Genomic DNA, 25,123 nt, shown 5'->3' on the forward strand with positions numbered 1-25,123 from the left:
AAGTCTAGGAACGATTCTTGCGATAGTGTTAATATGGAATCCCGATCTTCCAGGGCCGACGCAGATGGTCGACTACATTTATAAACCACTCGGGCGAATGATGGAAAAATAAAAGTTCTTGATGTTCTGCTTTTTCAATTTGAAAGCTGACTCAATTTGTAATCATGGAGTCAGCTTTTTTGATGCTATCCTTTTTAATCTTTCTGCACTTGTCGCAGATAAATGCGGTGCGTCTACTTTTTAGTGTTGATTTCGTTCTCTTGCTGCTTCTGGGTCTTCGAGTCTTGTTGCGCCTTTGTGTTCGATAGATTGATCACGGTCGGACTCGACGCGGTGTGATTGTTTTAGCTTTTTTTCTTGCCGGTCTTTGCCCACTTTGTTTTCGCTCCTTTCTTTTTCTATGTCATTCTTTACTATAACTATTTTTTATTTTCCTTATGCGCGAATGAATGTTCATAAAAGATGAAATAATGAACATAATAAGGGGGTGGAAGGTATGGAAGGTATTTATTTTTACTCCTTTTTTTGGATAATATGGATGATCGCAACTTTTTTTATGAAAAAAACACGCCAACGGACGATGTTGGCCGCGATCGCATTGATTACCATTATCCTCTCATCTGTTTCGCTGTATATAGGCAGTTTTTGTGTAACGCTTTCTTTTTTATTTCTTTTTTTCTTATCCTGTTATTTCACGGCAAAGCAAACTCGTCGGAAGCTTCTATATTTAGTGATCGCCGCATTGACGATTGCCTTTGCCTATACATCTTTCCAATTGCTCGTTCTTTTTGACCCAGTATGGATATGGATGGATCGTACATGGATGCTTGCAGGGATGCTATTCATAATATGTTTTCTATTTTACGAAAATATTCAATCACGCTTAGTATGCTTGATCATTGGAAGCTGCCAAGGAGAAATATTGTACTCCATCATTTCCAAAAGAGTAGCGTTTTCATATATCATTGGTTCTTTTTCTTTTTTAGACACAATATCCATTAGTGCGTTTTGCTTGCTTATTTGGACGCTATTCGAGCAGATTGCAGTGTATGTCGATGGGAAAAAACAAATAAGGGGGACAAGACAGCCATGAATGAATATACTTTTCCCATTCTATATGGAGTTGTGGTTGGAGTGCTGACACGGTTATATTTATTACGGACAGACTATCGTCAATATCCGACATATTTGCACGGAAAAACCATTCACATCGCTCTTGGTGTGATTGCTGCTGGCCTCGGCACCATTGCCGTTCCGGCCATTATGGAAAAAGAATTTACAGCCATCACTTTTTTAGCGCTTGCTGCGTCGCAGTTTCGTGAAGTGCGCAATATGGAACGCAATACATTGAACGAACTTGACCAATATGAACTTGTGCCGCGCGGAAAGACATATATTGAAGGAATTGCCATTGTTTTTGAAGGGCGCAACTATTTAGTTATTTTTACTTCTTTCTTTTCCACACTTGCGTATTTAATATGGAATGTTTGGGCAGCAATGGTTGTCAGCGTGATATGTTTGTTCATTGCGCACCGGTTTATGACCGGGAATCGCTTAAAAGATATTGCAGACGTGGAATATGTAAAGCCGCATTTTGAAGGAGCGGGATTATATGTTGATAACATTTACATTATGAATATCGGGCTGCAAGCACGCCGCGAAGAGATTTTGCGATATGGGATGGGGTTTATTTTAACGCCGAAAAATTTTAATGCGCGCACAACGATTGCAAACCTGGGACAACGGCAGGCGATTTTGCATGACGTATCTTCCGCGCTTGGAGTATATCGCGATTCAGGGACGCCGGCGCTTGTGCCCCTAGCCAAACGGGATTTAAATGATGGGCGTGTGGGTATTTTTATTTTGCCGCAGGTAAATGATATCGAAAAGGCAAAAAAGATTATTGAGAATGCACCGATATTAGAAAATGCTATTCGTATGCCAAAAAAACGGCAGTTCATTCGAAGGGGAGAATAGAAGAATATGACACATGAGAAAATGATCCTAGCTGTCATTACAACCAATGCGCAAAAAGTTGCGGGAGGGGCTCCGATTTTTACATGTGAAACAAAAGAAGAAATGGAGAGGATCGCCGCCAATTTAGAAGCGATTCTTGATGGGATTGCTCATGAGCTGGCAGAAGAATTATTCATCATTGTCAAGCATTAGATTATTGTTGGCGAATGGTGTTTTTGATAAAATAAAACAGCTGTACCCTTCCTTGAAGGGTGCTTTTTTACAGTCGCCATACGTAAAGAAAGGGTGATAGCATGACCAATCCAGTCGTAGCAATTGTTGGACGTCCGAATGTTGGAAAATCAACGATTTTTAACCGAATCGTTGGTGAGCGTATTTCCATTGTGGAGGATGTACCTGGGGTGACTCGCGACAGAATTTACAGCAGCGCGGAATGGTTAAATCATAAATTTTACTTAATTGATACAGGCGGGATCGATATTGGCGATGAGCCGCTTTTAGTGCAAATTCGCCAACAAGCGGAAATCGCGATCGATGAAGCAGACGTTATTATTTTTATGGTAAACGGCCGTGATGGAGTGACAGCGGCTGATGAGGAAGTAGCGAAAATTTTACACCGTTCTAACAAACCTGTTGTCCTTGCGGTGAATAAAATTGATAATCCAGAAATGCGCGATCTCATTTACGATTTTTATGCACTTGGGTTTGGCGATCCATATCCGATTTCCGGTTCGCACGGAACGGGGCTCGGTGATTTATTGGATGCAGTAGCACGTCATTTTCCAAAACGCGGTCAAGAAGAATATGAAGAAGATGTAATTAAGTTTTGTTTAATCGGACGGCCGAACGTTGGCAAATCATCCCTTGTTAATGCCATTTTAGGAGAAGAGCGCGTCATTGTCAGCGATATTGCCGGTACGACACGGGATGCTGTCGATACAACGTTTGTGAGGGAAGGACAAGAATATGTTATTATTGATACAGCAGGAATGAGAAAAAGAGGAAAAATCTATGAAAGCACCGAAAAATATAGTGTATTGCGCGCGTTAAAAGCGATTGAGCGCTCTGATGTCGTTCTCGTTGTTTTGAACGCCGAAGAGGGGATTATCGAACAAGATAAAAAAATTGCCGGATATGCCCATGAAGCGGGGCGAGGTGTAATCATTGTTGTAAACAAATGGGATGCGATTGAAAAAGATGACAAAACATTGATCGAATTTGAGCGGAAAATTCGTGATCATTTTCCATTTCTTGATTATGCGCCAATTATCTTTGTTTCTGCAAAAACAAAACAACGCTTACATAAATTATTGCCGCTCGTTCGCATGGTGAGTGAAAATCATGCGATGCGCGTGCAAACAAATGTGTTGAATGAAGTGATTATGGATGCAGTAGCAATGAATCCGACACCAACGCATAACGGACGGCGCTTAAAAATTTATTACATGACGCAAGTGGCTGTAAAACCGCCAACGTTTGTTGTTTTTGTCAACGACCCAGAATTGATGCATTTCTCCTATGAACGCTTTTTAGAAAACCGCATCCGCGATGCGTTTGGCTTCGAAGGCACACCAATAAAAATCATCGCCAGACCAAGGAAATAAGAAAAGCGGAGGCGGCGAAGCTGGACAATAAGAAAAGCGAAGGGCGCCCGGAGCTAGACAATAAGAAAAGCGAAGGCGGCGAAGCTGAGCGAAGGCGCCGAAGCAAAAGAAGGGCCGCGTTCAGCCTTCGAAGCCAAATGTTCTTCGCCTGCAGGGGGTGCTTGTCACCCCGAGGGCGAAGGTTATTTGGCAGAAGAAGGCTAGGCGCCGAAGCTAGACAATAAGAAAAGCGAAGGGTGCCTGCTTATCGGCGACACCGAAAAGCGGAGGCGGCAAGCAATTTTATAAAAGGAAGTGAGAAACGATGGAGCAAATTACAGTGCTAGGAGCAGGAAGCTGGGGGACAGCGCTTTCCATTGTTTTAGCAGATAACAAATATCTCGTTCGTCTTTGGGGGCACCGTTCGGAGCAGATTGAGGAAATAAACACAAAACGGACGAATGAAAAATATTTGCCAGGGATTCAGCTGCCTGAAGGAATTGTTGGTTATGATGATCTTTGTCGGGCGCTAGATCATATTCAAACGGTTGTGTTAGCTGTACCGACAAAAGCAATCCGAGAAGTATTACGGAAAGTGGGCAATTGTATTCATGAACCAATCACCATTGTAGCAGTGAGTAAAGGAATTGAACCAGACACACATAAACGTGTCTCTGAAATCATTGAGGAAGAAATGGGAGAGCTTTTGCAAGATGTTGTCGTCTTATCTGGCCCGAGCCATGCCGAGGAAGTAAGCTTGCGCCATCCGACGACCGTAACCGTTTCTTCGAAAAACATGAAAGCGGCGGAGCGCATTCAAGATTTGTTTATGAACCACCAATACTTTCGCGTTTACACCAATCCGGATTTAATTGGGGTTGAACTCGGTGGAGCGTTGAAAAATATTATCGCTTTAGCTGCCGGTATTACGGATGGATTAGGATATGGGGATAATGCAAAAGCGGCCCTTATTACAAGAGGTCTTGCAGAAATTGCCCGCTTAGGCTGCGCGCTTGGTGCCAATCCGCTGACCTTTGCCGGATTAACAGGCGTCGGCGACTTAATTGTCACATGTACAAGTGTTCATTCACGAAATTGGCGCGCTGGTCATATGTTGGGAAAAGGAAAAAAGCTGGATGAAGTGCTTGAAAGCATGGGAATGGTTGTAGAAGGGGTAAGAACAACGAAAGCGGCTTATCAGCTTGCCAAAAAACTCGGAGTAAAAATGCCAATCACGGAAGTGCTTTATGAAGTACTGTTCGACGGAAAAGATCCAAAAGATGCGGTGGATTCGTTAATGTCGCGAGGGAAAACGCAAGAGATGGATGATTTAATGAATATTCTTACGGAATCGCAACAGTAAAAATAAAGAAAATAGGCGTTCGATGATACAAGTTGTTTGTACTTCGCATACAATACTACGAACAACTATAGACTTGAGCTTCCGGAACAAGGGTATTATTGTTAAACTGAAGTAAAGAAAGCCCCGCTTTACTTCAGTTTTTTTTGCGCCGTGTATTAGGTGATATGCTATAATAAGTGTCGAAAAAAGGAGGAAAAACGATGTCACCGGCGTTGGCGAAAATGTGGATTGCCATTACCTCAATGGTATTCATGTTTATTTCGGTATTTTCAATTTATATTAGCCGTTATAAAGCAAAAAACAAGATTATTCGATTTATTTTGGCATTTATCGCTTATGTCCTTATGATTTTAGCAGGAATTATTATTATTTTTGTCGTATTTAGCGGACCTACACCAGAATAGACACGGTTAAAGGATGGATTGTAAATGAAATGGATTGTTCGTTGCATGGCATTGTGCTTGATGTTATTCTCTCTCTCAGGCTGTCTGTATCCAGAAGAACGGTTAAAACAAAATCAAATTCCGTACGAAGACCAAGTGGCTGCGGTGCAATCGGCAGTTAATCAATACCGTGAAGCGACGGGAGGGCTTTTGCCGATAAAAACGCGCGATATGAAAACTCCGATTTATCAAAAGTATCCTATTGATTTTAATAAATTAATACCACGTTATATGCAGGAACCACCAGGAAACGCCTATGAAAGCGGCGGGATTTTTCAATACGTCATTGTAGATGCCGAAAACAATCCAACCGTTAAGTTGCTTGACTTGCGCTTAGCCGAACAAATTCGCGAACTGAAATTGCGTTTGAAAATGTATCAAGATCAACATAAATATCCTCCGTTTAAGAAAATGATCGCAAAAGGAGTATTTACACTTGATTATAAAAAACTCGGTTATAAAGAACCGCCGCATGCTGTCAGTCCATTTTCGGGAAACAATTTGCCATTTGTCATTGACTATAATGGAGAAATTTATATCGATTATCGCATTGATTTATATAATGCGTTAAGAAAAGAAAAACACCATTATCGCCCAGGTGATGATATTCGCGATATATTAGTGAAACATTCGTTGTTTGTGCCGGCTTACTCCCTTCCATATACGATTGATCCCAAAACAAATGAACCAATTTTTTTAACGAATTAAGTCATGAACCCTTCTCTAGGAAAATACATTCTAGAGAAGGGATTTTTTATATTTTAGTCATAAATGAATAGGACAACATCATATTCATATAGTGTCCTACAATACTAGCAAATTCGGTTGTTAACTATAACGACCCAAAGACTGGAGGGGAGTCATTTGGAAAAAGTCGATATTTTCAAAGATATCGCCGAGCGAACTGGTGGCGATATTTATTTAGGAGTAGTCGGAGCGGTCCGGACCGGTAAATCTACTTTTATAAAAAGATTTATGGAACTTGTCGTCATCCCTAACATTAAAAACGAAGCAGATAAAGCGCGTACGCAAGATGAACTGCCGCAAAGCGCCGCTGGAAAAACGATTATGACGACGGAGCCAAAATTTGTACCGAACCAAGCTGTTACCGTAAAAGTCGATGAGGGATTAGAAGTAAATATTCGCCTCGTTGATTGTGTAGGATATGCTGTTCCAGGCGCAAAAGGCTATGAAGATGAAAACGGCCCGCGTATGATTCATACCCCATGGTACGAGGAGCCGATTCCGTTTCACGAAGCGGCAGAAATCGGCACACGAAAAGTGATTCAAGAACATTCTACGATCGGTGTGGTCATTACGACCGACGGCACAATCGGCGAGATTCCGCGCCAAGATTATGTGGAAGCAGAAGAGCGCGTCATTAATGAGCTGAAGGAAGTCGGTAAGCCGTTTATTATGATTATTAATACCGTTCGCCCTCATCATCCTGATACAGAAGTTCTTCGTCGCGAGCTTGCGGAAAAATACGATATTCCAGTGTTGGCAATGAGCGTAGAAGGCATGCGGGAAGCGGACGTTTATAACGTGCTTCGTGAAGCATTATATGAGTTTCCGGTATTAGAAGTGAATGTGAACTTACCGAGCTGGGTCATGGTGCTCCGCGAAGATCATTGGCTTCGCGAAAGCTATCAAGAAGCTGTGCGCGATACGGTAAAAGACATTAAACGGCTGCGCGATGTCGACAGAGTTGTGCAGCAATTCAGCGAATATGATTTTATTGAAAGAGCCAGCCTTGCCGGCATTGAAATGGGGCAAGGAATTGCGGAAATTGACTTATATGCACCAGATGAACTGTATGATCAAATTTTAAAAGAAGTCGTTGGTGTAGAAATTCGCGGAAGGGATCATCTATTACAGCTCATGCAAGATTTTGCCCATGCAAAAGCCGAATATGATCAAATTGCTGATGCGCTGAAAATGGTTAAACAAACCGGTTACGGTGTTGCAGCGCCGGCGCTTTCCGATATGAGCCTAGAAGAGCCGGAGATTATTCGCCAAGGATCTCGCTTCGGTGTTCGGCTAAAAGCGGTAGCTCCGTCCATTCATATGATTAAAGTGGACGTCGAATCGGAATTTGCGCCAATTATCGGTACGGAAAAACAAAGCGAAGAACTTGTCCGTTATTTAATGCAAGATTTCGAAGATGATCCTCTCTCCATTTGGAATTCAGACATATTTGGCCGTTCGCTTAGCTCGATCGTCCGCGAAGGCATTCAAGCAAAACTTGCCCTGATGCCGGAAAATGCGCGTTACAAGTTAAAAGAAACGCTAGAGCGTATTATTAACGAAGGCTCTGGCGGTTTAATCGCAATTATTTTATAAAAAAGGCTCCATGTTTGGAGTCTTTTTTTACTGCCCGCATTACTATGTGAGAAAATGATAGAAACCCTTGAAAACAAGGATTTTATCTTGATAACGTATAGGACATATGATAATCTTTTATCAGAAAAAGTTGCTTTCTTTGGTGAAATGTGCCTAAATTTTATTGATTTGTTGAAAATGTGTTGAATTATAGCGATAAATTGTTTAATATTAGGCATGTCACCGAATTTTATACGTATAGAAATATGAGAAAATGTGAAGAAATGGAATTAGTAAGAAATTTTTTTACAACTCTCTTGGGAGGAGGTGAATGGTATGAATAAAACGGATTTAATCAACGCAGTTGCTGAAACTAGCGGTCTTTCCAAAAAGGACGCAACAAAAGCAGTAGATGCTGTATTTGAATCTATTACGGAAGCGTTAAGAAAAGGTGATAAAGTTCAATTAATTGGATTTGGGAACTTTGAAGTGCGTGAGCGTGCAGCTCGTAAAGGGCGCAATCCGCAAACAGGAGAAGAAATGGAAATTCCTGCGAGCAAAGTTCCTGCTTTCAAACCAGGTAAAGCTCTTAAAGATGCTGTAAAGTAAGCTTACATAATAAAGCAATCAAGAGCTTTTAAGGAAGGGTAGCGATATGCTTCCCTTCTTTTTTGCTTTTTTTTCGTTATATATGCTAGAATCGGATTACATTCAGCTTTTATGATGCAGGAGGATGTTGTTTGTATGCCACACGTGAATTATGAACAAATTGAATATGCAGTTCGGTTGATTTTAGAGGCGATTGGGGAAGATCCGAATCGTGAAGGATTGGTCGATACGCCAAAACGAGTTGCGAAGATGTATGCCGAAGTATTTGCGGGATTGCATGAAGATCCAAAGCAACATTTTCAAACCGTATTTAGTGAAGACCATGAGGAGTTAGTGCTAGTCAAAGATATTCCGTTTTACTCTATGTGCGAGCATCATTTAGTTCCGTTTTTTGGAGTTGCTCATGTCGCATATATTCCTCGCGGCGGAAAAGTCACAGGGTTAAGCAAGCTGGCACGAGCGGTGGAAACAGTAGCTCGCCGCCCGCAATTGCAGGAACGCATTACAGCGACAGTGGCTGATTCGATTATGGAAACACTCGATCCATATGGAGTAATGGTAGTGGTCGAGGCAGAACATATGTGCATGACGATGCGCGGCGTGAAAAAACCAGGAGCAAAAACAGTGACAACGGCGGTGAGAGGAGTATTTGAAACGGACCAAGTCGCCCGTGCAGAAGTGCTTTCGCTCATAAAAGGATAAAATATACGAATAACTAAAAAGGAGCATTCCCGTTAGGAGCTTTTCCGGGGACTTGATCAAAAAAAGCCCTCTTGGTATGATGCAGGGGTGTCAACCACATCACTCACCATACCAAGGAGGACTTCAGATGAATTGTACACAAAACTATAAAATTGATCAAGTTACGGAACAAACGCTTGTCGTGGGCATCGATATCGCGAAACGAACCCACTACGCCTGCTTCGTGGATGACCGGGGGCGCGTGCTTCGCAAATCGTTCCCGATCTTCCAGTCGAAAGAGGGGTTTCAGCAGCTGTATAAAGCGATTCAGGAGGCGATGCAAGCGTTTGGGAAGTCAGAGGTGATCGTCGCGGTGGAGCCGACCGGGCACTACTGGTTGAACCTGGCCTACTTCCTCGAGGAGCACGGGATCCCGTTGGTCATGGTCAACCCGGCGCATGTGTGCCGGTCGAAAGAACTCGATGACAACCTGCCGACGAAACACGACGCCAAAGACGCCCTGGTCATTGCCAGACTGGCAAAAGACGGACGATTCCTCGTTCCCCGGCTGCTGCACGAGATCGAAGCCGATTTGCGCGTGGGAAGCACGCTCAAAGAGAAGCTCCGCAAGGAACAGACGGCGGTGAAAAATGCGATCATCCGCTGGACCGACCGGTATTTTCCGGAGTTTTGGACGGTGTTTCGCGATCTGGGAAAAACGGCGCTTTCGGTGTTGGAGTGGACGCCGTTTCCGGCCGATATGGCGGGTCGGACCGCCGAGGAGCTCATCGAGGTGTACCGGCAAAGCGAAGGGCTGAAATGCCCGCAGAAGGCCAAAATTCAGGCGTTGATCAACGCCGCGAAGGACTCCATTGGGGTGACGGAAGGGACGACGATGGCCCGGTTTGAGATCGCCGCGCTCGTCCGCCGATACTGCCAATTGGAGGCGGAGATCGCCGCACTGGACGCCGAGTTGAAGGCATTGGTTCAAACGACGATGGAGTATCAATGGTTGAAAACGGTCGACGGGTTGGGAGACGCCACGATCATCGATCTGTTGGCGGAGATCGGCAGCTTCGCCCATTATCGGGACCCGCGCCAATTGGTGAAGTTGGCGGGCCTGACGCTCAAGGAGAACTCCTCCGGCCAGCGCAAAGGGCAAAAGCACATCTCCAAACGGGGACGGAAACGGCTGCGCTCGGTGCTGTTTCGGGCGATGATTCCGCTGATCCGGCACAACGAGGCGTTTCGCGAGCTGCATGAATATTACACGACCCGATCCGTCAACCCGCTGACCGGAAAGCAATCCATCGTCGCCTTGTGCCGGAAGCTGTTGAATGTGCTGTTTGCGATTTGTACGAAGAAACAAGCGTTTGACGCGGAGCGAATGAAGCAGGACGTCTTGTCCCAAGTGCAACGGGCGGCCTAAGGCCTCCCCCTGCGAACGGAAGAATCGTTGGACAACCAGATGACACCGGAGAAGCTGGCGTGATTTTATCCATTCGACCTTGAGTCCCCAAAGGAGCTTGGCCGGCCTCCGCCTGATGACGAGACCGAACGAGGGAATGTTGGCGCGAAGACGCCCGGAGACATGGGAGGGTTCGTCCTCATCAGCGACGCGGAGATCCAAAGGGTGCATCGAATACGCTTCTCCCCACGGAAGGAAAATATCCCCAGCCGTGGCCGCGAAGCGCACCCTAGGTCTGTAAGATATCCACAAAACTGAAAAAGGATGTAAGGGATTTTGTCGAAAAATATTTTTTGGACACCCCTGAGAGGCCGAAAAGCCTTGATAGATCAACATTTCTAGAGGGAGGAGAGAGTTATGAATATAAACAGCGACTATATCGTTATTAAAGCACTCGAGGATGGTGTGAACGTCATCGGGCTAACAAGAGGAGCGGATACACGTTTTCACCATTCGGAAAAGCTCGATAAAGGCGAAGTGTTGATCGCTCAATTCACTGAACATACATCAGCCATTAAAGTAAGAGGAAAAGCGTATATTCAAACGAGACATGGAGAAATTGAGTCAGAAGGAAAAAAGTAATTTAACGATTTTCTATTGAAACTAGAGCGTTTACAGAAAAATTATGTTATAATTACTCCGTTATATTGTATGCAAATTTTTGGGGCAAGGGTGATTATATTGAAAAACATCATGATAAAAATCGCATTGTTAAAAGAGCAAATTGAACGATTTCTTCACCATTCTTATTTGCTTCAGCATATACCGTCAAGACCAATCGACGAAGATCGCATTTTGCTATCATTATCCATGTTAGAAGATGCGCAAATTTCCCCAGAGAAAGCTGACCATTATATTATTCCAATGATGCTTGTCCAAATCGCCCTTGATACCCATGACGAAGTAACAAATTCTGTTTCCAACCATGAAGACGATGATTTGAAAACAAGACAACTGGTGGTCCTTGCAGGGGATTTATATAGCGGTTTATATTACGATTATTTAGCAAAGTTGAATGAAATTTCGATGATTCGTCTGTTTGCAGAGGCCATTAAAGAGATTAATGAGCATAAAATTCGATTATATCAAAAAGATATTGAACGAATTGAAACATTATTCGACAGTGTTGGAACGATTGAGTCAGCATTAATTTGCAAAATGGCAGAGCATTTTTCTGCGCCGTTATGGGTAAATTTTTCGTATGATTACTTGCTGTTAAAACGGTTAAACAAGGAAAGAGAGACGTTTATCCATTCTGGTTCTTCCGTTTTGTTTGAGCAAATGGCAAATATCGTATTTCCAAAAACAAAAACGGTGACAAAAGAGCAAAAACATTATTTGCTCCATATTTGTAATCGCTATATTGACCATTGCAAAGAGAAATTGCTAAAAATAAAATTAGAAGTCAATGAGGCGTTGCAAATCCGCATTTCCGAGTTAACTGGCGGTTTTTCAGCCATCGCGAAAAAGACGGTGGAAGAAGGGTAGAAGTATGTATCAATCAAAAGAAGAACGGGTTCATCATGTATTTGAAAAAATTTATAAACATTACGATCGAATGAATTCGGTCATTAGTTTCCGGCGTCATCTCAAATGGCGTGAGGATACGATGAAGCGAATGAATGTACAAAAGGGGAAAAAGGCGCTCGACGTTTGCTGCGGTACTGCCGATTGGACGATTGCGCTTGCTGAAGCGGTCGGACCAAGCGGTGAAGTATACGGGCTTGATTTCAGCAAAAATATGTTGCAAGTTGGCGAACAAAAAGTAAAAGAACGCCAGTTGGCAAACGTAAAACTGATTCACGGCAATGCGATGAACATACCATTTCCTGATAATACGTTTGATTATGTAACGATTGGCTTTGGTTTGCGCAATGTACCTGACTATATGACGGTGCTGAAAGAAATGTATCGCGTTGTAAAGCCAGGCGGCAAAGTCGTTTGCCTTGAAACATCGCAGCCGACGTTAATTGGTTTTCGTCAGTTATACTATTTTTACTTTCGCTTTATTATGCCTCTATTTGGAAAGTTATTTGCAAAGAGTTATGAGGAATATTCGTGGCTTCAGGAATCGGCGCGCGATTTTCCTGGAAGGGATGAGCTTGCACAGATGTTCCGCGACGCCGGCTTCGTTGATATTGAAGTCAAATCGTACACATTTGGAGTTGCTGCAATGCATTTAGGTCATAAACGATAATAGTTAAGGTGAACAGGATGAAGTTAAAAGCAATGTATTCGTTTTTGAATACGGATTTACGTGCAGTTGAAAAAGAATTAGAAAAAACGGTCCAGTCCGATTACTCGCAATTGAGCGAGGCTGCGCTACACTTGTTGCAAGCGGGCGGAAAACGGATCCGTCCCGTTTTTGTATTGCTTGCCGCAAAATTCGGTACATATGATATTGAACGAATTAAACATGTGGCAGTGGCGTTGGAGTTAATCCACATGGCTTCACTCGTTCATGATGATGTGATTGATGATGCGGAGCTAAGGAGAGGAAGAAAAACGATTAAGGCAAAATGGAACAATCGTTTTGCCATGTATACCGGCGACTATATGTTTGCCCGTTCTCTTGAACAGATGGCACGCCTTGAGAATCCGCTTGCTCATCGCATTTTAGCGAATACGATTGTCGAAGTATGCCGTGGTGAAATTGAACAAATTAAAGATAAATATCGTTTCGATCAAAACCTTCGTTGTTACTTGCGGCGCATCAAACGAAAAACAGCGCTATTGATTGCGGCAAGCTGCCAGCTCGGAGCGATTGCCGCAAACGCTGCAAAAGATGTGGCAGAGCGTCTTTACTTATTTGGCTATTATGTTGGCATGTCATTTCAAATTACGGATGACATTCTTGATTTTACCGGCACGGAAGCAAAGCTCGGCAAGCCGGCGGGAAGCGATCTATTGCAAGGAAATGTAACGCTTCCTGCGTTATTCGCGATGGAGGATAAACATGCAAGAGAGAGAATTACAGCTGTTCATCCGAAAACAACGCCAAACGAAATGAAAGAAATTATTACGTTGATTAAACAAACTGGTGCGATCGAAAAATCGTATGCGCTTAGCGACCGCTATCTGCAAAAAGCGTTTCGTGTATTAGAAACGCTGCCAAACAATAAGGCGCGTTCCACATTATATGACATAGCAAAATATATCGGAAAAAGGGATTTCTAGCGCTTTCAAGGACATTATTGCTAATGCGCGAAAACAATGGTACTATTTTGTTGGGGATCCGATTTCCTAGTACATATCACAGTAGGGGTGGAGAATTGATGATGCAAAGAACGTTTATCATGGTCAAACCTGACGGGGTTCAGCGCAACTTAATCGGCGAGATTGTTGCTCGCTTTGAGAAAAAGGGCTTCCAGCTTGTCGGTGCAAAGTTAATGCAAGTATCCCGAGAGTTAGCAGAACAGCATTATGCGGAACATAAAGAACGTCCGTTTTTCGGAGAGCTAGTAGACTTTATTACATCAGGCCCTGTATTTGCAATGGTATGGGAAGGCGAAAACGTTATTGCGGCGGCTAGACAAATGATGGGAAAAACAAACCCGCAGGAAGCAGCGCCTGGCACGATTCGCGGTGATTATGGTCTGACTGTCGGGAAAAACGTCATTCACGGTTCCGATTCCCCGGAAAGCGCTGAACGGGAAATTCGCTTATTTTTCAAAGAAGAAGAGCTTGTCAATTATTCAAAATTAATGAACGAATGGGTATATTAGAAAGAAGACCGGTCAGTGACATGGCCGGTTTTTTATTTCTAATTTTCTGTTCTCTTTTTAGCTGGTTTTACGATATACTAGGGCATAGGCGCACTCGTTTGGAAATGAGAAAAGAGAGAAAAACGAGAATGAACGACTACCAGTGGTTTATTGAGAACATCAAGCGAAAAACAGGCATTGACCTTGCTCAGTATAAAGAAGCGCAAATGAAAAGACGCTTAACGTCGCTCTATGAAAAAAGAGGATTAAAAAATTTTCAAGAATTTTTTCAAGCAATGGAAAAAGACGAGGCATTGTTTCATGAATTTCTTGACCGAATGACGATTAACGTGTCGGAATTTTATCGAAATGCGAAACGGTGGGAAGTGCTTGAAAAAAAGATTTGCCGAAACTCTTCGAACAAAACCGCCGCTTAAAAATATGGAGCGCTGCCTGTTCTACCGGAGAAGAACCTTATACGGTAGCGATGATTTTATCGAAATACATACCGCTAGCCCATGTCTCCATTTTAGCAACAGATATCGATGAAAACGCGATTGCCCGTGCGAAAATAGGGCTGTATACGGAACGGTCATTGCAAGAAATTCCGGAAGAAATGAAAAAAAAGTTTTTTAAGAAAGAAGGAATGTATTATCAAATCGACGAAAAGATAAAAAGAGCGGTGACGTTTAAAAAGCATAACTTGCTTGCCGATCCATTCGGCCGTCAATTTGATTTAATTGTATGCCGCAATGTGCTTATTTATTTTACTGAGGAGGCAAAACAACAACTCTACTATAAATTTAATCAAGCGTTGCGGCCAGGCGGAATACTGTTTGTCGGCAGCACGGAACAAATTTTTAACCCAGCCTTATACGGTTTTGAAATAGAAGACACATTTTTTTATCGCAAAATAAAATAGTTTATGAAAGAGTTCATCGGCAAGATGAATTCTTTTTTTATCAAAAACTATTTTCATTTTTTTAATTTATGATATATTGTTACTTAACCGCGTTAAAGAGTTGAAGGGAGAGAACAGGATGAGATATTTAACAGCGGGAGAATCACACGGACCACAGTTAACGACCATTTTAGAAGGAGTGCCGGCTGGGCTGACGTTGCTTGCTGAACATATTAATAAAGAGCTGGCAAGAAGACAAAAAGGGTACGGCCGTGGTCGGCGGATGCAAATTGAAAAAGATGAAGTGAAAATTTTCAGCGGTGTGCGCCACGGGAAAACGTTAGGCTCGCCAATCACGCTTGTCGTAGAAAACCGTGATTGGAAACATTGGCAAAACATTATGTCAATTGAGCCGATCGATCCAGCAGAAGAAGTAAAACGGAAGGTGACGCGTCCGCGTCCTGGGCATGCCGATTTAAATGGTGCATTAAAATACGGGCATCGTGATATGCGCAATGTATTAGAACGATCGTCAGCCCGGGAAACGACGGTGCGAGTTGCGGCGGGAGCGGTGGCAAAGCGGATTTTAGAAGAGCTTGGCATTCGCGTCGCCGGACATGTGATAGAAATTGGCGGAGTTCGTGCGGAGCGAATGGATTATCGTTCGCTTGAGGAATTGCAGCAAGTGACAGAAGAGTCGCCGGTGCGCTGTTTTGATGAAAAAGCGGCAGTCAAAATGATGGAAGCGATCGATGAAGCGAAGAAAAACGGCGACTCGATCGGCGGCATTGTGGAGGTCATTGTCGAAGGCGTCCCTGCAGGGGTCGGCAGCCACGTTCATTACGACCGGAAGCTTGATGCGAAAATTGCCGCGGCGATTGTGAGCATTAACGCATTTAAAGGCGTTGAATTTGGCATCGGCTTTGAAGCGGCGCGACGCCCGGGAAGCGAAGTACATGATGAAATTATTTGGAGCAAAGAAAAAGGATTTACGCGCCGGACAAACCGCGCCGGTGGATTTGAAGGCGGGATGACAACCGGGATGCCAATTGTCGTACGCGGGGTAATGAAGCCGATTCCAACGCTTTACAAGCCATTGCAAAGCGTGGATATTGAAACGAAAGAGCCGTTTACAGCAAGCATCGAGCGTTCGGACAGCTGTGCGGTACCAGCGGCAAGCGTTGTCGCCGAAGCAGTAGTCGCTTGGGAAGTTGCTTCGGCAATCGTTGATCAGTTCGGTCAAGACCGAATGGATCTCATTAAAGAAAACGTAGAAAAAATGCGCCGTTATGCAAGGGAGTTTTAACGATGGAACAAATCGTTATTGAAACGAAAACAAAACAGTACCCGTTATTTCTCGGTGAAGGAATCATTGAGTCTCTTCCGGGCATTCTCCGGCAATTGTCTTTTTCCAAAGGGACGAAATTGCTTATTATCACCGATAAAACGTTGGAACAATTGTATTTATCGAAACTTTGCGCATTGCTTGCCAATGATTATGATGTGTACACATATGTCATACCGAGCGGGGAAGAGGCGAAATCATTTGAGCAATACTATGCATGTCAAACCGCTGCGCTTCAATACGGGCTTGACCGCAAATCGCTTATTCTTGCCTTTGGCGGCGGAGTTGTCGGCGATTTAGCTGGATTTGTCGCTGCCACTTATATGCGCGGCATCCCATACATTCAAATCCCGACGACGCTTCTTGCTCATGACAGCGCCGTTGGCGGAAAGGTGGCGATCAATCATCCGCTTGGAAAAAACATGATCGGAGCGTTTTACCAGCCGGAAGCGGTCGTTTATGATATTGCTTTTTTGCGTTCCTTGCCGGAAAAAGAATTGCGCTCCGGTTTTGCCGAAGTAATTAAGCACGCGCTTATTCGCGACCGCGATTTTTATCAATGGCTGCGGCAAGAAATCCGCGAGCTTGCGGACTTAAAAGGGGAGCGATTGCAATATTGCATTAAAAAAGGAATTGAAGTAAAGGCAAGCGTCGTGCGGGAAGATGAAAAAGAAACTGGCGTTCGCGCGCATTTAAATTTTGGGCATACGCTTGGGCATGCGCTTGAGAATGAACTTGGCTATGGAGCGATGACGCATGGCGATGCGGTGGCGCTTGGGATGCTCTTTGCGATTTTTGTAAGCGAGCGGGTGTATAACATATCGCTGGATTACGATCGTTTTTCTTCTTGGTTTCGTACATATGGATTCCCTGTTTCCATTCCGAAACAACTAAATATAAACCGTCTCCTTGAAAAAATGAAAGGGGATAAAAAAGCAAGAGCAGGAACGGTCCGCATGGTGCTTTTGAAAGACATTGGCATGGCAGAAATAAAACCGCTCGACGATGAAACGCTGCTGGCATTGCTTCGCAAATTTCAGCGGGAGGAGGGAGAGAATGATCCGCGGAATTCGAGGTGCCATTACTGTTGAACGTAATGAAGCGGAGGAAATTGTCGATGCCACAGAAACATTGCTGAAAGAAATGATTCGCGCCAATGACGTAACCGCAAGCGACGTATCGTTCGTTCTTATATCTGTTACCGAAGATATTACCGCGGCGTTTCCAGCACAAGCGCTGCGCCGCATAGAAGGATGGACGTACGTTCCGGTTATGTGTATGAGAGAAATTCCGGTTCCCAACTCATTGCCGCGTTGCATACGTGTGATGATGACTGTTGAGACAACGAAGAAACAAGAGGAAATTTCCCACATTTATTTACGAGATGCCGTCACATTGCGCCCAGATTTGTCATTGACAAAAAAACCAGAAATGTAATATCATAGGAAACAAAAGTAATAAGCAGAGTAAGAGCAGAGCTTAGGGTAGATGAGAATGAGTGAGTTTAGTTGAGGTGAGTTTTTGTACGTGTGATGAGAAATCTACCCAAAGACATCTGTCTTTGGGTTTTTTATTCCCCTTTTTCGCCTCATAAACCCTCATTCTCCATCCGAATGAACGGAGGAGAGATAATGAAAAACTGCACAATCACCACTTTTTTGGAAGATGCGGTTCATTTCCAGACCATTCCGATTGTACGCCGCTTTTTTGCAGATGTGTTTGAACCGGTGAAAATATTTGAAAATTTAAAAAGTGAAGCGGTGTTTTTGCTAGAAAGCAAAGATGATCAATCGCCATGGGCCCGCTATTCCTTTATCGGTTTATCGCCGTTTTTAACGATTGAGAGTGAAACCGGCCATACGTTTTCTGTGATGGATGAGCGCGGCGAAGAAATGATGAAAGCTTCTTCGTTAAAAGAAGCATTTCTGTTCATTGAGCAGAAGCTGCGCGTCAAGCAGCTTGCAAGCGAGATACCATTTACCGGCGGCGCGGTCGGTTTTTTAGGATATGATTTCATTTCCGCAATCGAAAAAGTCCCAATTCATTCCAATCGCGATATTTCCTTGAAGACGGGTTATTTTACGTTTTGTGAATCGTTGATCGTGTTTGACCATCATAAGCGTGAGATTGTGTTTATTCATTATGTCCGCATATCCGACAAGGACACAGAAGAAGCGAAGAAGAGAAAGTACGGGGAAGGGTTAAAGCGAATCGAAACATTGATGAAAAAAGCAGCAAGCGGAAGGGAAGAGCCATTGTTATTGCTTCATCACGATGACGAAGAAACGCGTGTTTCCTTTCAAGGTGTCATATCCAATTATGACAAAGCATCATTTATGAGGGATGTAGAAACCATTAAAAGCTATATCGCCAGCGGAGATGTTTTTCAGGCGGTATTGTCCCAGAGATTTACCGTTCCGATTCAAGTGAGCGGGTTTCACATTTATCGAATGCTGCGTCATATTAATCCGTCGCCATATATGTTTTATTTTCAGCTAGACGGTATCGAAATTGTCGGAAGCTCTCCGGAAAAGTTAATTCAAGTGCATAACCGTCATATGGAAATCCACCCGATCGCCGGGACTAGAAGAAGAGGACGGTCGGCAGAAGAAGATGAGCATCTTCAAAGGGAGCTTTACAATGACCCGAAAGAGAGAGCCGAACATTATATGTTAGTAGATTTAGCCCGCAACGATATCGGAAAAGTAGCGAAATATGGTACAGTCGAGACGCCAGTGTTAATGGAAATTGGAAAGTTCTCCCATGTCATGCATCTGATTTCGAAAGTAACGGGTGTGTTAAAGGAAGGAATTCACCCGATTGACGCGCTGTTAGCGGCCTTTCCAGCCGGAACGGTAAGCGGTGCGCCGAAAGTAAGGGCGATGCAAATTTTACAGGAGCTAGAACCGACGGCAAGAAATTTATATGCTGGAACGATTGCCTACATCGGTTTTGACGGCAATATTGATTCATGTATCGCGATTCGCACCGCGATTGTAAAAGACGGTTATGCTTACGTGCAAGCAGGCGCGGGAATTGTCGCGGATTCCGTTCCAGAATTGGAGTGGAAAGAAACGCGCAATAAAGCGAGCGCCTTAATCAAAGCGATGGAACGTGCCGAACGATTGTTTGCGAAAGGAGAGAATATATATGTTTAAGCAACTTCTTGCCAAATGTATTGACGGGTATACGTTGACAGAAGAAGAAGCGTATGAGGCGATGATGATGATAATGTCTGGAGAAGCCTCTGCCAGCCAGATTGCCAGTTTCTTATCCATTTTGCGGTTGCGCGGGGAAACGGTCGACGAATTGACAGGATTGGTGAAAGCGATGCGCAGCCGAATGATGACGCTCGATTATGAAGAAGAAGCCATTGATACGTGCGGAACAGGGGGAGACGGGGCATCGACATTCAACATTTCCACTGCGGCGGCGATCGTCGTATCATCACTTGGTGTCAAAGTGGCCAAACATGGCAACCGAGCGGTTTCCTCAAAAAGCGGAAGCGCGGACGTATTAGAAGCGCTTCATATTGATATTCAAGCAACCCCGGAGGAAGCGAAACGAGCGCTAAAAACGAAAGGATTGGCTTTTTTGTTCGCGCCGCTATATCATTCCGCCATGAAATATGCTGCATTGCCGCGTAAAGAAATCGGGTTTCGCACTGTATTCAATTTAATTGGACCACTTTCGAATCCAGCACGGTGCAAGCGGCAAGTAATCGGTGTTTATTCGACACAATACGCGGAAAAACTTGCGGAAACTCTTCACCGACTTGGCTCGGAACACGTTTTATTGGTAACTGGAAAAGACGGACTTGATGAATGCAGCATTTCGGCGGAAACAGATGTAGTCGAACTGAAACATGGTGAAATTCGCCGTTTCACGATCGCGCCGGAACAATATGGGCTCGCGCGTGGAAAGTTAGAACACGTTCAAGTTCGTACGGTTCAACAAAGTGCTGAACTATTAAAGGCAGTAGTGGAAGGAAGAGCAAACGAAAGCGCGATCAATATCGTCATTCTTAATGCTGGCGTCGCGTTATATGCGGCGGGGAAAGCAGCGACGATTCGCGAAGGGGTCGAAATGGCAAAAGAAGCGATGATGACAAAGAAAGCCTATGAACAATTTGAGCGACTGCGCATGAAAGAGGTAGAAAAGTATGCTTGAACAAATTATTGCAACAAAAAAGAAAGAAATAGAAACACTCACATTGCCAAAGCCTTTGCAAAACGTACAGCGTCGTTCATTATCGGCGGCGCTGAAAAAACCAAACCGTTCTATCGGTCTTATTGCGGAAGTGAAAAAGGCTTCCCCGTCAAAAGGGTTAATTCGACCGGATTTTCATCCTGTGGCGATCGCAAAAGCGTATGAAAAAGCGGGGGCGGATGCGATCAGCGTATTGACGGATGAACGATATTTCCAAGGACACCGCGGCTATTTAAGCGATATAAAACAAGCGGTACAGCTTCCGATTTTGCGCAAAGATTTTATTATTGATCGCATTCAAATCGAAGAGAGCGTACGAATTGGAGCTGACGCGATTTTATTAATCGGCGAAGCGCTGCCGGCAAAAACGTTGTATGAGCTATATCAGGAAGCATACGACAAAGGATTGGAATGTTTGGTCGAAGTGCATGAGCGTAAAACGCTGGAAAATATTTTAGATATTTTTATTCCAGAAATCATTGGGATTAACAACCGCGATTTGCATACGTTTGTCACCTCTTTGGAAACGACAAGCAAGGTCATTCCGTTTGTACCAACCGCAAGCATCATTGTCAGCGAGAGCGGCATTGGCACTTCTCTTGATTTAAAAACGGTGCAAACATACGGTGCAGACGCCGTGCTCGTCGGAGAATCGCTGATGAGAAAAGACGACGTGGAAGCAGCGATTTACGAATTATTTCGGGAGGTTGAATCCATTGCCGGTCCTTAAATATTGCGGCAACCGCACCGCGTCTGATTTACAAAAAAGCGTTCGAAGCAGAGCAAATTATGTTGGGCTGATTTTTGCGGAAAGCAAACGAAAAGTGGAAGTGGAAATGGTAAAACAATGGCTCCAATATATATCGCTTGGCGGCAAACAGCTTGTCGGCGTGTTTGTCAACGCGCCAATCGATCAAATCATCCACGCGGCGTCACAACTTCCGCTTGCGGTGATCCAATGCCACGGCCATGAAACAGTCGAACACATTGCAAAAATAAAAGAAATGACAGATCTTTCCGTTTGGAAGGCGATTCATCACGATGAAAAGGCGCTCGCGAAGATGAAGCAATATGCCGGTGTTGCGGACGGATATGTAGTAGATAGTCGTGTAAACGGGGCGTGGGGCGGAACAGGAATGACATTCGATTGGGAAAATGTTCCGTTTTATTTAGAGGAAGCTGCGCGGCAAGCAGTTCCTTGTTTCATTGCCGGGGGAATCACCCCGGAAAATATTGAAAAGCTGCTTTCGTACCGTCCTTACGGCATCGACATCAGCAGCGGCATCGAAGAAAACGGAGAAAAAAGCATAAAAAAAATGAAAGAAATTGAAGAGAAGGTGGCGAATTATGTATAACGTTCCAAACGAGAATGGCAGATTTGGCGATTTTGGCGGAAAATTCGTTCCGGAAACATTAATGCGGCCGCTTGAGGAAATAGAAGAAGAGCTTGCCAAGGCACTTGCCGATGAAGAGTTTAAAGCAGAATACGTCCGAATTTTACAAGAGTATTCTGGACGTCCAACACCGCTTACTTTTGCGTCTAATTTAACGAAAAAACTAAACGGTGCAAAAATTTACTTAAAACGAGAAGATTTAAACCATACAGGCGCCCATAAAATCAATAACGCGATTGGGCAAGCATTGCTTGCAAAACGAATGGGAAAGAAAAAGATTATTGCGGAAACGGGAGCAGGTCAGCACGGTGTTGCCGCGGCGACGGTAGCGGCTCATTTCGGGATGGAATGCATCGTATTTATGGGGGAAGAAGATATAAAACGTCAGGAATTAAACGTATTCCGGATGAAATTATTAGGTGCCAAAGTCGTTCCTGCATATAGTGGAAATCGTACCTTAAAAGACGCGACAAACGAGGCGATCCGCTATTGGGTGCAACATTGCGACGATCATTTCTATATGATCGGTTCTGTTGTCGGCCCGCATCCATATCCGAAAATGGTGCGCGAATTTCAGCGTATTATCGGTGATGAGGCGAAACAGCAATTCCTCGAACGGGAAGGAAAACTTCCGGATGTGATTGTGGCGTGCGTGGGCGGCGGAAGCAACGCAATTGGCATGTTTTATCCGTTTTTAGAAGATAACGTGACGCTTGTTGGTGTAGAAGCGGCGGGAAAAGGAATCGATACGCCGCACCATGCTGCAACGATCACAAAAGGGACAAAAGGAGTCATTCATGGGTCGCTGACGTATTTATTGCAAGATGAACATGGGCAAATTATTGAGCCATATTCTATTTCCGCAGGCCTCGATTATCCAGGTGTTGGACCGGAACACGCTTATTTAGCCAGCATCGGCCGCGTTCGTTACGAAAGTGTTACGGATGAGGAAGCGATTTGGGCATTTCAATTGTTATCTCGGGAAGAAGGGATCATTCCGGCGATCGAGTCAGCGCATGCTTTAGCGAAGGCGGTTCAACTTGCGAAAACGCTTCGAAGCGATCAAACGGTGCTCGTATGTTTATCTGGCCGCGGTGATAAGGATGTGCAGACAATGATGAATGTTGCAAAAGGAGGAAACGGCATTGCAGTTGCTAACCGTAACTAAACCGATGTTTATTCCGTTTATTGTCGCCGGAGATCCCCGGCCGGATATAACGATCGAACTCGCATTGGCGCTTCAGGAAGCAGGGGCTGACATTCTTGAACTAGGCGTTCCGTATTCCGATCCGTTAGCGGACGGACCGATTATTCAACGGGCGGCAAAAAGAGCGCTTCGCCAGCAAATGACATTAAAAAAAGCAATTGAATTAGTTCCGGAAATGCGAAAAAAGGAGTAAAAATTCCGATTATTCTCTTTACGTATTACAATCCTGTGTTACAATTAGGAGAAGAATCCTTTTTTGCTTTAGCGCGAAAAAATGAAGTGAACGGCATTTTAATTCCAGATCTGCCGTTTGAAGAAAGTGAGCTGATTCGTAAACTCGGCGAAGCGACGGGAATTCCGCTTATTTCTCTCGTAGCACCGACGTCGAAAAAACGAATTGAAATGATTGCCTCCAATGCGCAAGGATTTTTATATTGCGTTTCATCGCTCGGTGTGACCGGCGTGCGTGATACATTGCCGGAAACATTAAACGACTTTTTAACCGAAGTAAAGCGGCATAGCCGCGTTCCTGTCGTTGTTGGATTTGGCATTTCGACAAGCGAACAAGTTAGCATGCTAAAAAACTATTGTGACGGGGTCGTCATTGGCAGCGCGCTTGTTCAAAAAATTGAACAGCTTAACGACCTTTTGCAAACGGAAGAGAAAAAAGAGGAGGCGCTTGCCGAGTTTCGCCGTTACGCTCGCTCGCTAACAGCACCGTTGCGATAAATACGGCATGCAATAACTGAAGGATAGGGAGTGTCATCATGGAAATTAAAACACAGTTGCGGGGGCTTCCCCCTTATCAGCCGGGAAAATCTATTGAAGAAGTAAAACGAGAGTACGGGCTTACCGATATTATTAAACTAGCATCCAATGAAAATCCATATGGTTGTTCACCTGCTGTGAAAGAGGCGGTGATGAAACAATTAGATCATCTTGCCATTTATCCCGATGGATACGCACGTCTGTTGCGCGAAAAAGTTGCCACACATTTAGGGGTCAACGAAACACAGCTTATTTTCGGCAACGGGTCGGATGAAGTCGTGCAAATTATTTGCCGCGCGTTTTTATCTCCGAATACGAATACGGTGATGGCTGCGCCGACGTTTCCACAATATCGTCATAACGCGGTGATTGAAGGGGCGGAAATTCGTGAAATTCCGCTGGTGGATGGGCGACACGATCTAGAAGCAATGCTGAATGCAATTGATGAACAAACGCGCGTCGTTTGGATATGCAACCCGAACAACCCGACAGGGACGTATGTGAACGAGCAGGAATTAACCTCTTTCCTTGAGCGAGTTCCTAGCCATGTCCTTGCCGTTTTGGATGAGGCGTATTATGAATACGCAACGGCGAATGATTATCCGCAAACCGTTCCACTTCTCCGCCAATATGATAATTTAATGATTTTGCGTACGTTTTCAAAAGCATACGGTTTAGCAGCGCTGCGGGTTGGATACGGTATTGCCAGCGAAACGCTCATTCGTGAGATCGAACCGGCGCGCGAGCCATTTAATACATCAAGCGTCGCGCAGGCAGCTGCCATTGCTGCTTTAGATGATCAAGCATTCATTCGCGAATGTGTCGAAAAAAATAAACAAGGGTTAGAGACGTTTTATCGTTTTTGTGAGGAAAATGGGCTGCGCTATTATCCGTCACAAGCGAACTTTATTTTAATTGATTTTGGTATCGAGGGAAACGAAGTGTTTCAATATTTGCTTGAGCGGGGCATCATCGTTCGCTCCGGCAATGCGCTCGGTTTTCCGACATCGGTGCGCATTACGGTTGGTTCCAAAGAGCAAAACGAACGAATCATTCATGCATTAACGCAAATGTTGAAAGAAAAGCAGCTTATATAAGGCCGTCCCGTTGCTTTTAAGCAACGGGAGCATTTTTACACAAGAAGGTGAA

Annotated in this window: 26 protein-coding genes and 2 pseudogenes; 27 read left to right on the forward strand and 1 reads right to left on the reverse strand. The window is 44.2% G+C overall.

What is annotated here, in order from left to right:
* Positions 1-240 precede the first annotated feature (240 nt).
* Positions 241-375, reverse strand: coding sequence for a YpzI family protein (locus NXM86_RS05895; protein WP_015864298.1), 135 nt, complete (start codon positions 373-375; stop codon positions 241-243).
* Positions 376-496: 121 nt separating this feature from the next.
* Here NXM86_RS05895 and NXM86_RS05900 point away from each other — a divergent pair, with 121 nt between their 5' ends.
* The 27 genes and pseudogenes from NXM86_RS05900 (at position 497) to hisC (ending at position 25,071) form a co-directional block, all read left to right on the forward strand.
* Positions 497-1,093 (forward strand): YphA family membrane protein, encoded by a 597-nt coding sequence (locus NXM86_RS05900; protein ID WP_062752736.1) that lies wholly within the window; start codon positions 497-499, stop codon positions 1,091-1,093.
* Positions 1,090-1,977 carry a YIEGIA family protein gene (locus NXM86_RS05905; protein ID WP_089097854.1) on the forward strand — a complete coding sequence of 296 codons (888 nt, stop codon included), beginning with the start codon at positions 1,090-1,092 and terminating at the stop codon, positions 1,975-1,977. Before NXM86_RS05900 ends, NXM86_RS05905 begins: the two co-directional genes overlap by 4 nt.
* A 6-nt stretch (positions 1,978-1,983) precedes the next feature.
* Positions 1,984-2,169 (forward strand): capping complex subunit for YIEGIA, encoded by a 186-nt coding sequence (locus tag NXM86_RS05910; protein WP_015864295.1) that lies wholly within the window; start codon positions 1,984-1,986, stop codon positions 2,167-2,169.
* A 101-nt stretch (positions 2,170-2,270) separates the two neighbouring features.
* The gene (gene der, locus NXM86_RS05915) at positions 2,271-3,581 is read left to right on the forward strand and encodes a ribosome biogenesis GTPase Der (protein ID WP_015864294.1); all 1,311 of its coding nucleotides are present in this window, start codon (positions 2,271-2,273) and stop codon (positions 3,579-3,581) included.
* 304 nt (positions 3,582-3,885) lie between these two features.
* Positions 3,886-4,923, forward strand: coding sequence for an NAD(P)H-dependent glycerol-3-phosphate dehydrogenase (locus NXM86_RS05920; protein WP_041269699.1), 1,038 nt, complete (start codon positions 3,886-3,888; stop codon positions 4,921-4,923).
* A gap of 200 nt (positions 4,924-5,123) precedes the next feature.
* Positions 5,124-5,327: a DUF2768 domain-containing protein gene (locus NXM86_RS05925; RefSeq protein WP_015864292.1), complete on the forward strand. Its 204-nt coding sequence runs from the start codon at positions 5,124-5,126 to the stop codon at positions 5,325-5,327.
* Between the two features lie 24 nt (positions 5,328-5,351).
* Positions 5,352-6,074 (forward strand): YphF family lipoprotein, encoded by a 723-nt coding sequence (locus NXM86_RS05930; protein ID WP_171698708.1) that lies wholly within the window; start codon positions 5,352-5,354, stop codon positions 6,072-6,074.
* A gap of 156 nt (positions 6,075-6,230) precedes the next feature.
* Positions 6,231-7,709 carry a stage IV sporulation protein A gene (gene spoIVA, locus NXM86_RS05935; RefSeq protein WP_015864290.1) on the forward strand — a complete coding sequence of 493 codons (1,479 nt, stop codon included), beginning with the start codon at positions 6,231-6,233 and terminating at the stop codon, positions 7,707-7,709.
* 315 nt (positions 7,710-8,024) lie between these two features.
* Positions 8,025-8,297 (forward strand): non-specific DNA-binding protein Hbs, encoded by a 273-nt coding sequence (locus NXM86_RS05940; protein ID WP_015864289.1) that lies wholly within the window; start codon positions 8,025-8,027, stop codon positions 8,295-8,297.
* Positions 8,298-8,432: 135 nt separating this feature from the next.
* On the forward strand, positions 8,433-8,999 hold the full coding sequence (gene folE / locus NXM86_RS05945; protein WP_015864288.1) for a GTP cyclohydrolase I FolE: 567 nt from the start codon (positions 8,433-8,435) through the stop codon (positions 8,997-8,999).
* Positions 9,000-9,126: 127 nt separating this feature from the next.
* A complete protein-coding gene (locus NXM86_RS05950; RefSeq protein WP_171699532.1) occupies positions 9,127-10,407 on the forward strand; it encodes an IS110 family RNA-guided transposase in 1,281 nt (426 codons plus the stop codon).
* A 396-nt stretch (positions 10,408-10,803) separates the two neighbouring features.
* A complete protein-coding gene (gene mtrB / locus NXM86_RS05955) occupies positions 10,804-11,028 on the forward strand; it encodes a trp RNA-binding attenuation protein MtrB (RefSeq protein WP_015864287.1) in 225 nt (74 codons plus the stop codon).
* A gap of 69 nt (positions 11,029-11,097) precedes the next feature.
* Positions 11,098-11,934: a heptaprenyl diphosphate synthase component 1 gene (locus tag NXM86_RS05960; protein WP_015864286.1), complete on the forward strand. Its 837-nt coding sequence runs from the start codon at positions 11,098-11,100 to the stop codon at positions 11,932-11,934.
* Positions 11,935-11,938: 4 nt separating this feature from the next.
* The gene (menG, locus tag NXM86_RS05965; protein WP_015864285.1) at positions 11,939-12,643 is read left to right on the forward strand and encodes a demethylmenaquinone methyltransferase; all 705 of its coding nucleotides are present in this window, start codon (positions 11,939-11,941) and stop codon (positions 12,641-12,643) included.
* A 17-nt stretch (positions 12,644-12,660) separates the two neighbouring features.
* Positions 12,661-13,623, forward strand: coding sequence for a heptaprenyl diphosphate synthase component II (gene hepT / locus NXM86_RS05970; RefSeq protein WP_015864284.1), 963 nt, complete (start codon positions 12,661-12,663; stop codon positions 13,621-13,623).
* A gap of 101 nt (positions 13,624-13,724) precedes the next feature.
* Positions 13,725-14,171: a nucleoside-diphosphate kinase gene (gene ndk / locus NXM86_RS05975; RefSeq protein WP_062677611.1), complete on the forward strand. Its 447-nt coding sequence runs from the start codon at positions 13,725-13,727 to the stop codon at positions 14,169-14,171.
* A gap of 128 nt (positions 14,172-14,299) precedes the next feature.
* Positions 14,300-15,072, forward strand: a pseudogene (locus tag NXM86_RS05980) (CheR family methyltransferase).
* 118 nt (positions 15,073-15,190) lie between these two features.
* Entirely contained in the window at positions 15,191-16,357 is a 1,167-nt protein-coding gene (aroC, locus tag NXM86_RS05985) for a chorismate synthase (protein ID WP_285756022.1), read from the forward strand.
* Positions 16,358-16,359: 2 nt separating this feature from the next.
* A complete protein-coding gene (gene aroB / locus NXM86_RS05990) occupies positions 16,360-17,487 on the forward strand; it encodes a 3-dehydroquinate synthase (RefSeq protein WP_498958745.1) in 1,128 nt (375 codons plus the stop codon).
* On the forward strand, positions 17,453-17,833 hold the full coding sequence (gene aroH, locus NXM86_RS05995; protein WP_062752725.1) for a chorismate mutase: 381 nt from the start codon (positions 17,453-17,455) through the stop codon (positions 17,831-17,833). Before aroB ends, aroH begins: the two co-directional genes overlap by 35 nt.
* A gap of 194 nt (positions 17,834-18,027) precedes the next feature.
* Positions 18,028-19,554, forward strand: coding sequence for an anthranilate synthase component I (gene trpE / locus NXM86_RS06000; RefSeq protein WP_171698706.1), 1,527 nt, complete (start codon positions 18,028-18,030; stop codon positions 19,552-19,554).
* Entirely contained in the window at positions 19,547-20,566 is a 1,020-nt protein-coding gene (gene trpD, locus NXM86_RS06005) for an anthranilate phosphoribosyltransferase (protein WP_089097848.1), read from the forward strand. The genes trpE and trpD overlap by 8 nt, the downstream gene beginning before the upstream one ends.
* Positions 20,559-21,335 carry an indole-3-glycerol phosphate synthase TrpC gene (gene trpC, locus NXM86_RS06010; RefSeq protein WP_062752719.1) on the forward strand — a complete coding sequence of 259 codons (777 nt, stop codon included), beginning with the start codon at positions 20,559-20,561 and terminating at the stop codon, positions 21,333-21,335. The genes trpD and trpC overlap by 8 nt, the downstream gene beginning before the upstream one ends.
* A complete protein-coding gene (locus tag NXM86_RS06015; RefSeq protein ID WP_015864275.1) occupies positions 21,322-21,960 on the forward strand; it encodes a phosphoribosylanthranilate isomerase in 639 nt (212 codons plus the stop codon). Before trpC ends, NXM86_RS06015 begins: the two co-directional genes overlap by 14 nt.
* The gene (gene trpB / locus NXM86_RS06020) at positions 21,953-23,167 is read left to right on the forward strand and encodes a tryptophan synthase subunit beta (RefSeq protein WP_062677570.1); all 1,215 of its coding nucleotides are present in this window, start codon (positions 21,953-21,955) and stop codon (positions 23,165-23,167) included. Before NXM86_RS06015 ends, trpB begins: the two co-directional genes overlap by 8 nt.
* Positions 23,121-23,935, forward strand: a pseudogene (gene trpA / locus NXM86_RS06025) (tryptophan synthase subunit alpha). The gene trpB and the pseudogene trpA overlap by 47 nt, the downstream one beginning before the upstream one ends.
* A gap of 38 nt (positions 23,936-23,973) precedes the next feature.
* Entirely contained in the window at positions 23,974-25,071 is a 1,098-nt protein-coding gene (gene hisC / locus NXM86_RS06030) for a histidinol-phosphate transaminase (RefSeq protein ID WP_015864272.1), read from the forward strand.
* The last annotated feature ends 52 nt before the right edge of the window (positions 25,072-25,123 follow it).

Source organism: Geobacillus sp. CX412 (assembly GCF_027942335.1).
Lineage (GTDB): Bacteria > Bacillota > Bacilli > Bacillales > Anoxybacillaceae > Parageobacillus_B > Parageobacillus_B toebii.

Coding starts and splice junctions, on each gene's coding strand:
- menG (WP_015864285.1), top strand. CDS start 11,939: ATGTATCAATCAAAAGAAGAACGGGTTCATCATGTATTTGAAAAAATT.
- NXM86_RS05930 (WP_171698708.1), top strand. CDS start 5,352: ATGAAATGGATTGTTCGTTGCATGGCATTGTGCTTGATGTTATTCTCT.
- NXM86_RS05925 (WP_015864292.1), top strand. CDS start 5,124: ATGTCACCGGCGTTGGCGAAAATGTGGATTGCCATTACCTCAATGGTA.
- mtrB (WP_015864287.1), top strand. CDS start 10,804: ATGAATATAAACAGCGACTATATCGTTATTAAAGCACTCGAGGATGGT.
- der (WP_015864294.1), top strand. CDS start 2,271: ATGACCAATCCAGTCGTAGCAATTGTTGGACGTCCGAATGTTGGAAAA.
- NXM86_RS05900 (WP_062752736.1), top strand. CDS start 497: ATGGAAGGTATTTATTTTTACTCCTTTTTTTGGATAATATGGATGATC.
- NXM86_RS05920 (WP_041269699.1), top strand. CDS start 3,886: ATGGAGCAAATTACAGTGCTAGGAGCAGGAAGCTGGGGGACAGCGCTT.
- NXM86_RS05905 (WP_089097854.1), top strand. CDS start 1,090: ATGAATGAATATACTTTTCCCATTCTATATGGAGTTGTGGTTGGAGTG.
- NXM86_RS05960 (WP_015864286.1), top strand. CDS start 11,098: ATGCAAATTTTTGGGGCAAGGGTGATTATATTGAAAAACATCATGATA.
- NXM86_RS05940 (WP_015864289.1), top strand. CDS start 8,025: ATGAATAAAACGGATTTAATCAACGCAGTTGCTGAAACTAGCGGTCTT.
- aroC (WP_285756022.1), top strand. CDS start 15,191: ATGAGATATTTAACAGCGGGAGAATCACACGGACCACAGTTAACGACC.
- ndk (WP_062677611.1), top strand. CDS start 13,725: ATGCAAAGAACGTTTATCATGGTCAAACCTGACGGGGTTCAGCGCAAC.
- trpE (WP_171698706.1), top strand. CDS start 18,028: ATGAAAAACTGCACAATCACCACTTTTTTGGAAGATGCGGTTCATTTC.
- trpC (WP_062752719.1), top strand. CDS start 20,559: ATGCTTGAACAAATTATTGCAACAAAAAAGAAAGAAATAGAAACACTC.
- hepT (WP_015864284.1), top strand. CDS start 12,661: ATGAAGTTAAAAGCAATGTATTCGTTTTTGAATACGGATTTACGTGCA.
- trpD (WP_089097848.1), top strand. CDS start 19,547: ATGTTTAAGCAACTTCTTGCCAAATGTATTGACGGGTATACGTTGACA.
- aroH (WP_062752725.1), top strand. CDS start 17,453: ATGATCCGCGGAATTCGAGGTGCCATTACTGTTGAACGTAATGAAGCG.
- NXM86_RS05910 (WP_015864295.1), top strand. CDS start 1,984: ATGACACATGAGAAAATGATCCTAGCTGTCATTACAACCAATGCGCAA.
- aroB (WP_498958745.1), top strand. CDS start 16,360: ATGGAACAAATCGTTATTGAAACGAAAACAAAACAGTACCCGTTATTT.
- hisC (WP_015864272.1), top strand. CDS start 23,974: ATGGAAATTAAAACACAGTTGCGGGGGCTTCCCCCTTATCAGCCGGGA.
- trpB (WP_062677570.1), top strand. CDS start 21,953: ATGTATAACGTTCCAAACGAGAATGGCAGATTTGGCGATTTTGGCGGA.
- NXM86_RS05950 (WP_171699532.1), top strand. CDS start 9,127: ATGAATTGTACACAAAACTATAAAATTGATCAAGTTACGGAACAAACG.
- folE (WP_015864288.1), top strand. CDS start 8,433: ATGCCACACGTGAATTATGAACAAATTGAATATGCAGTTCGGTTGATT.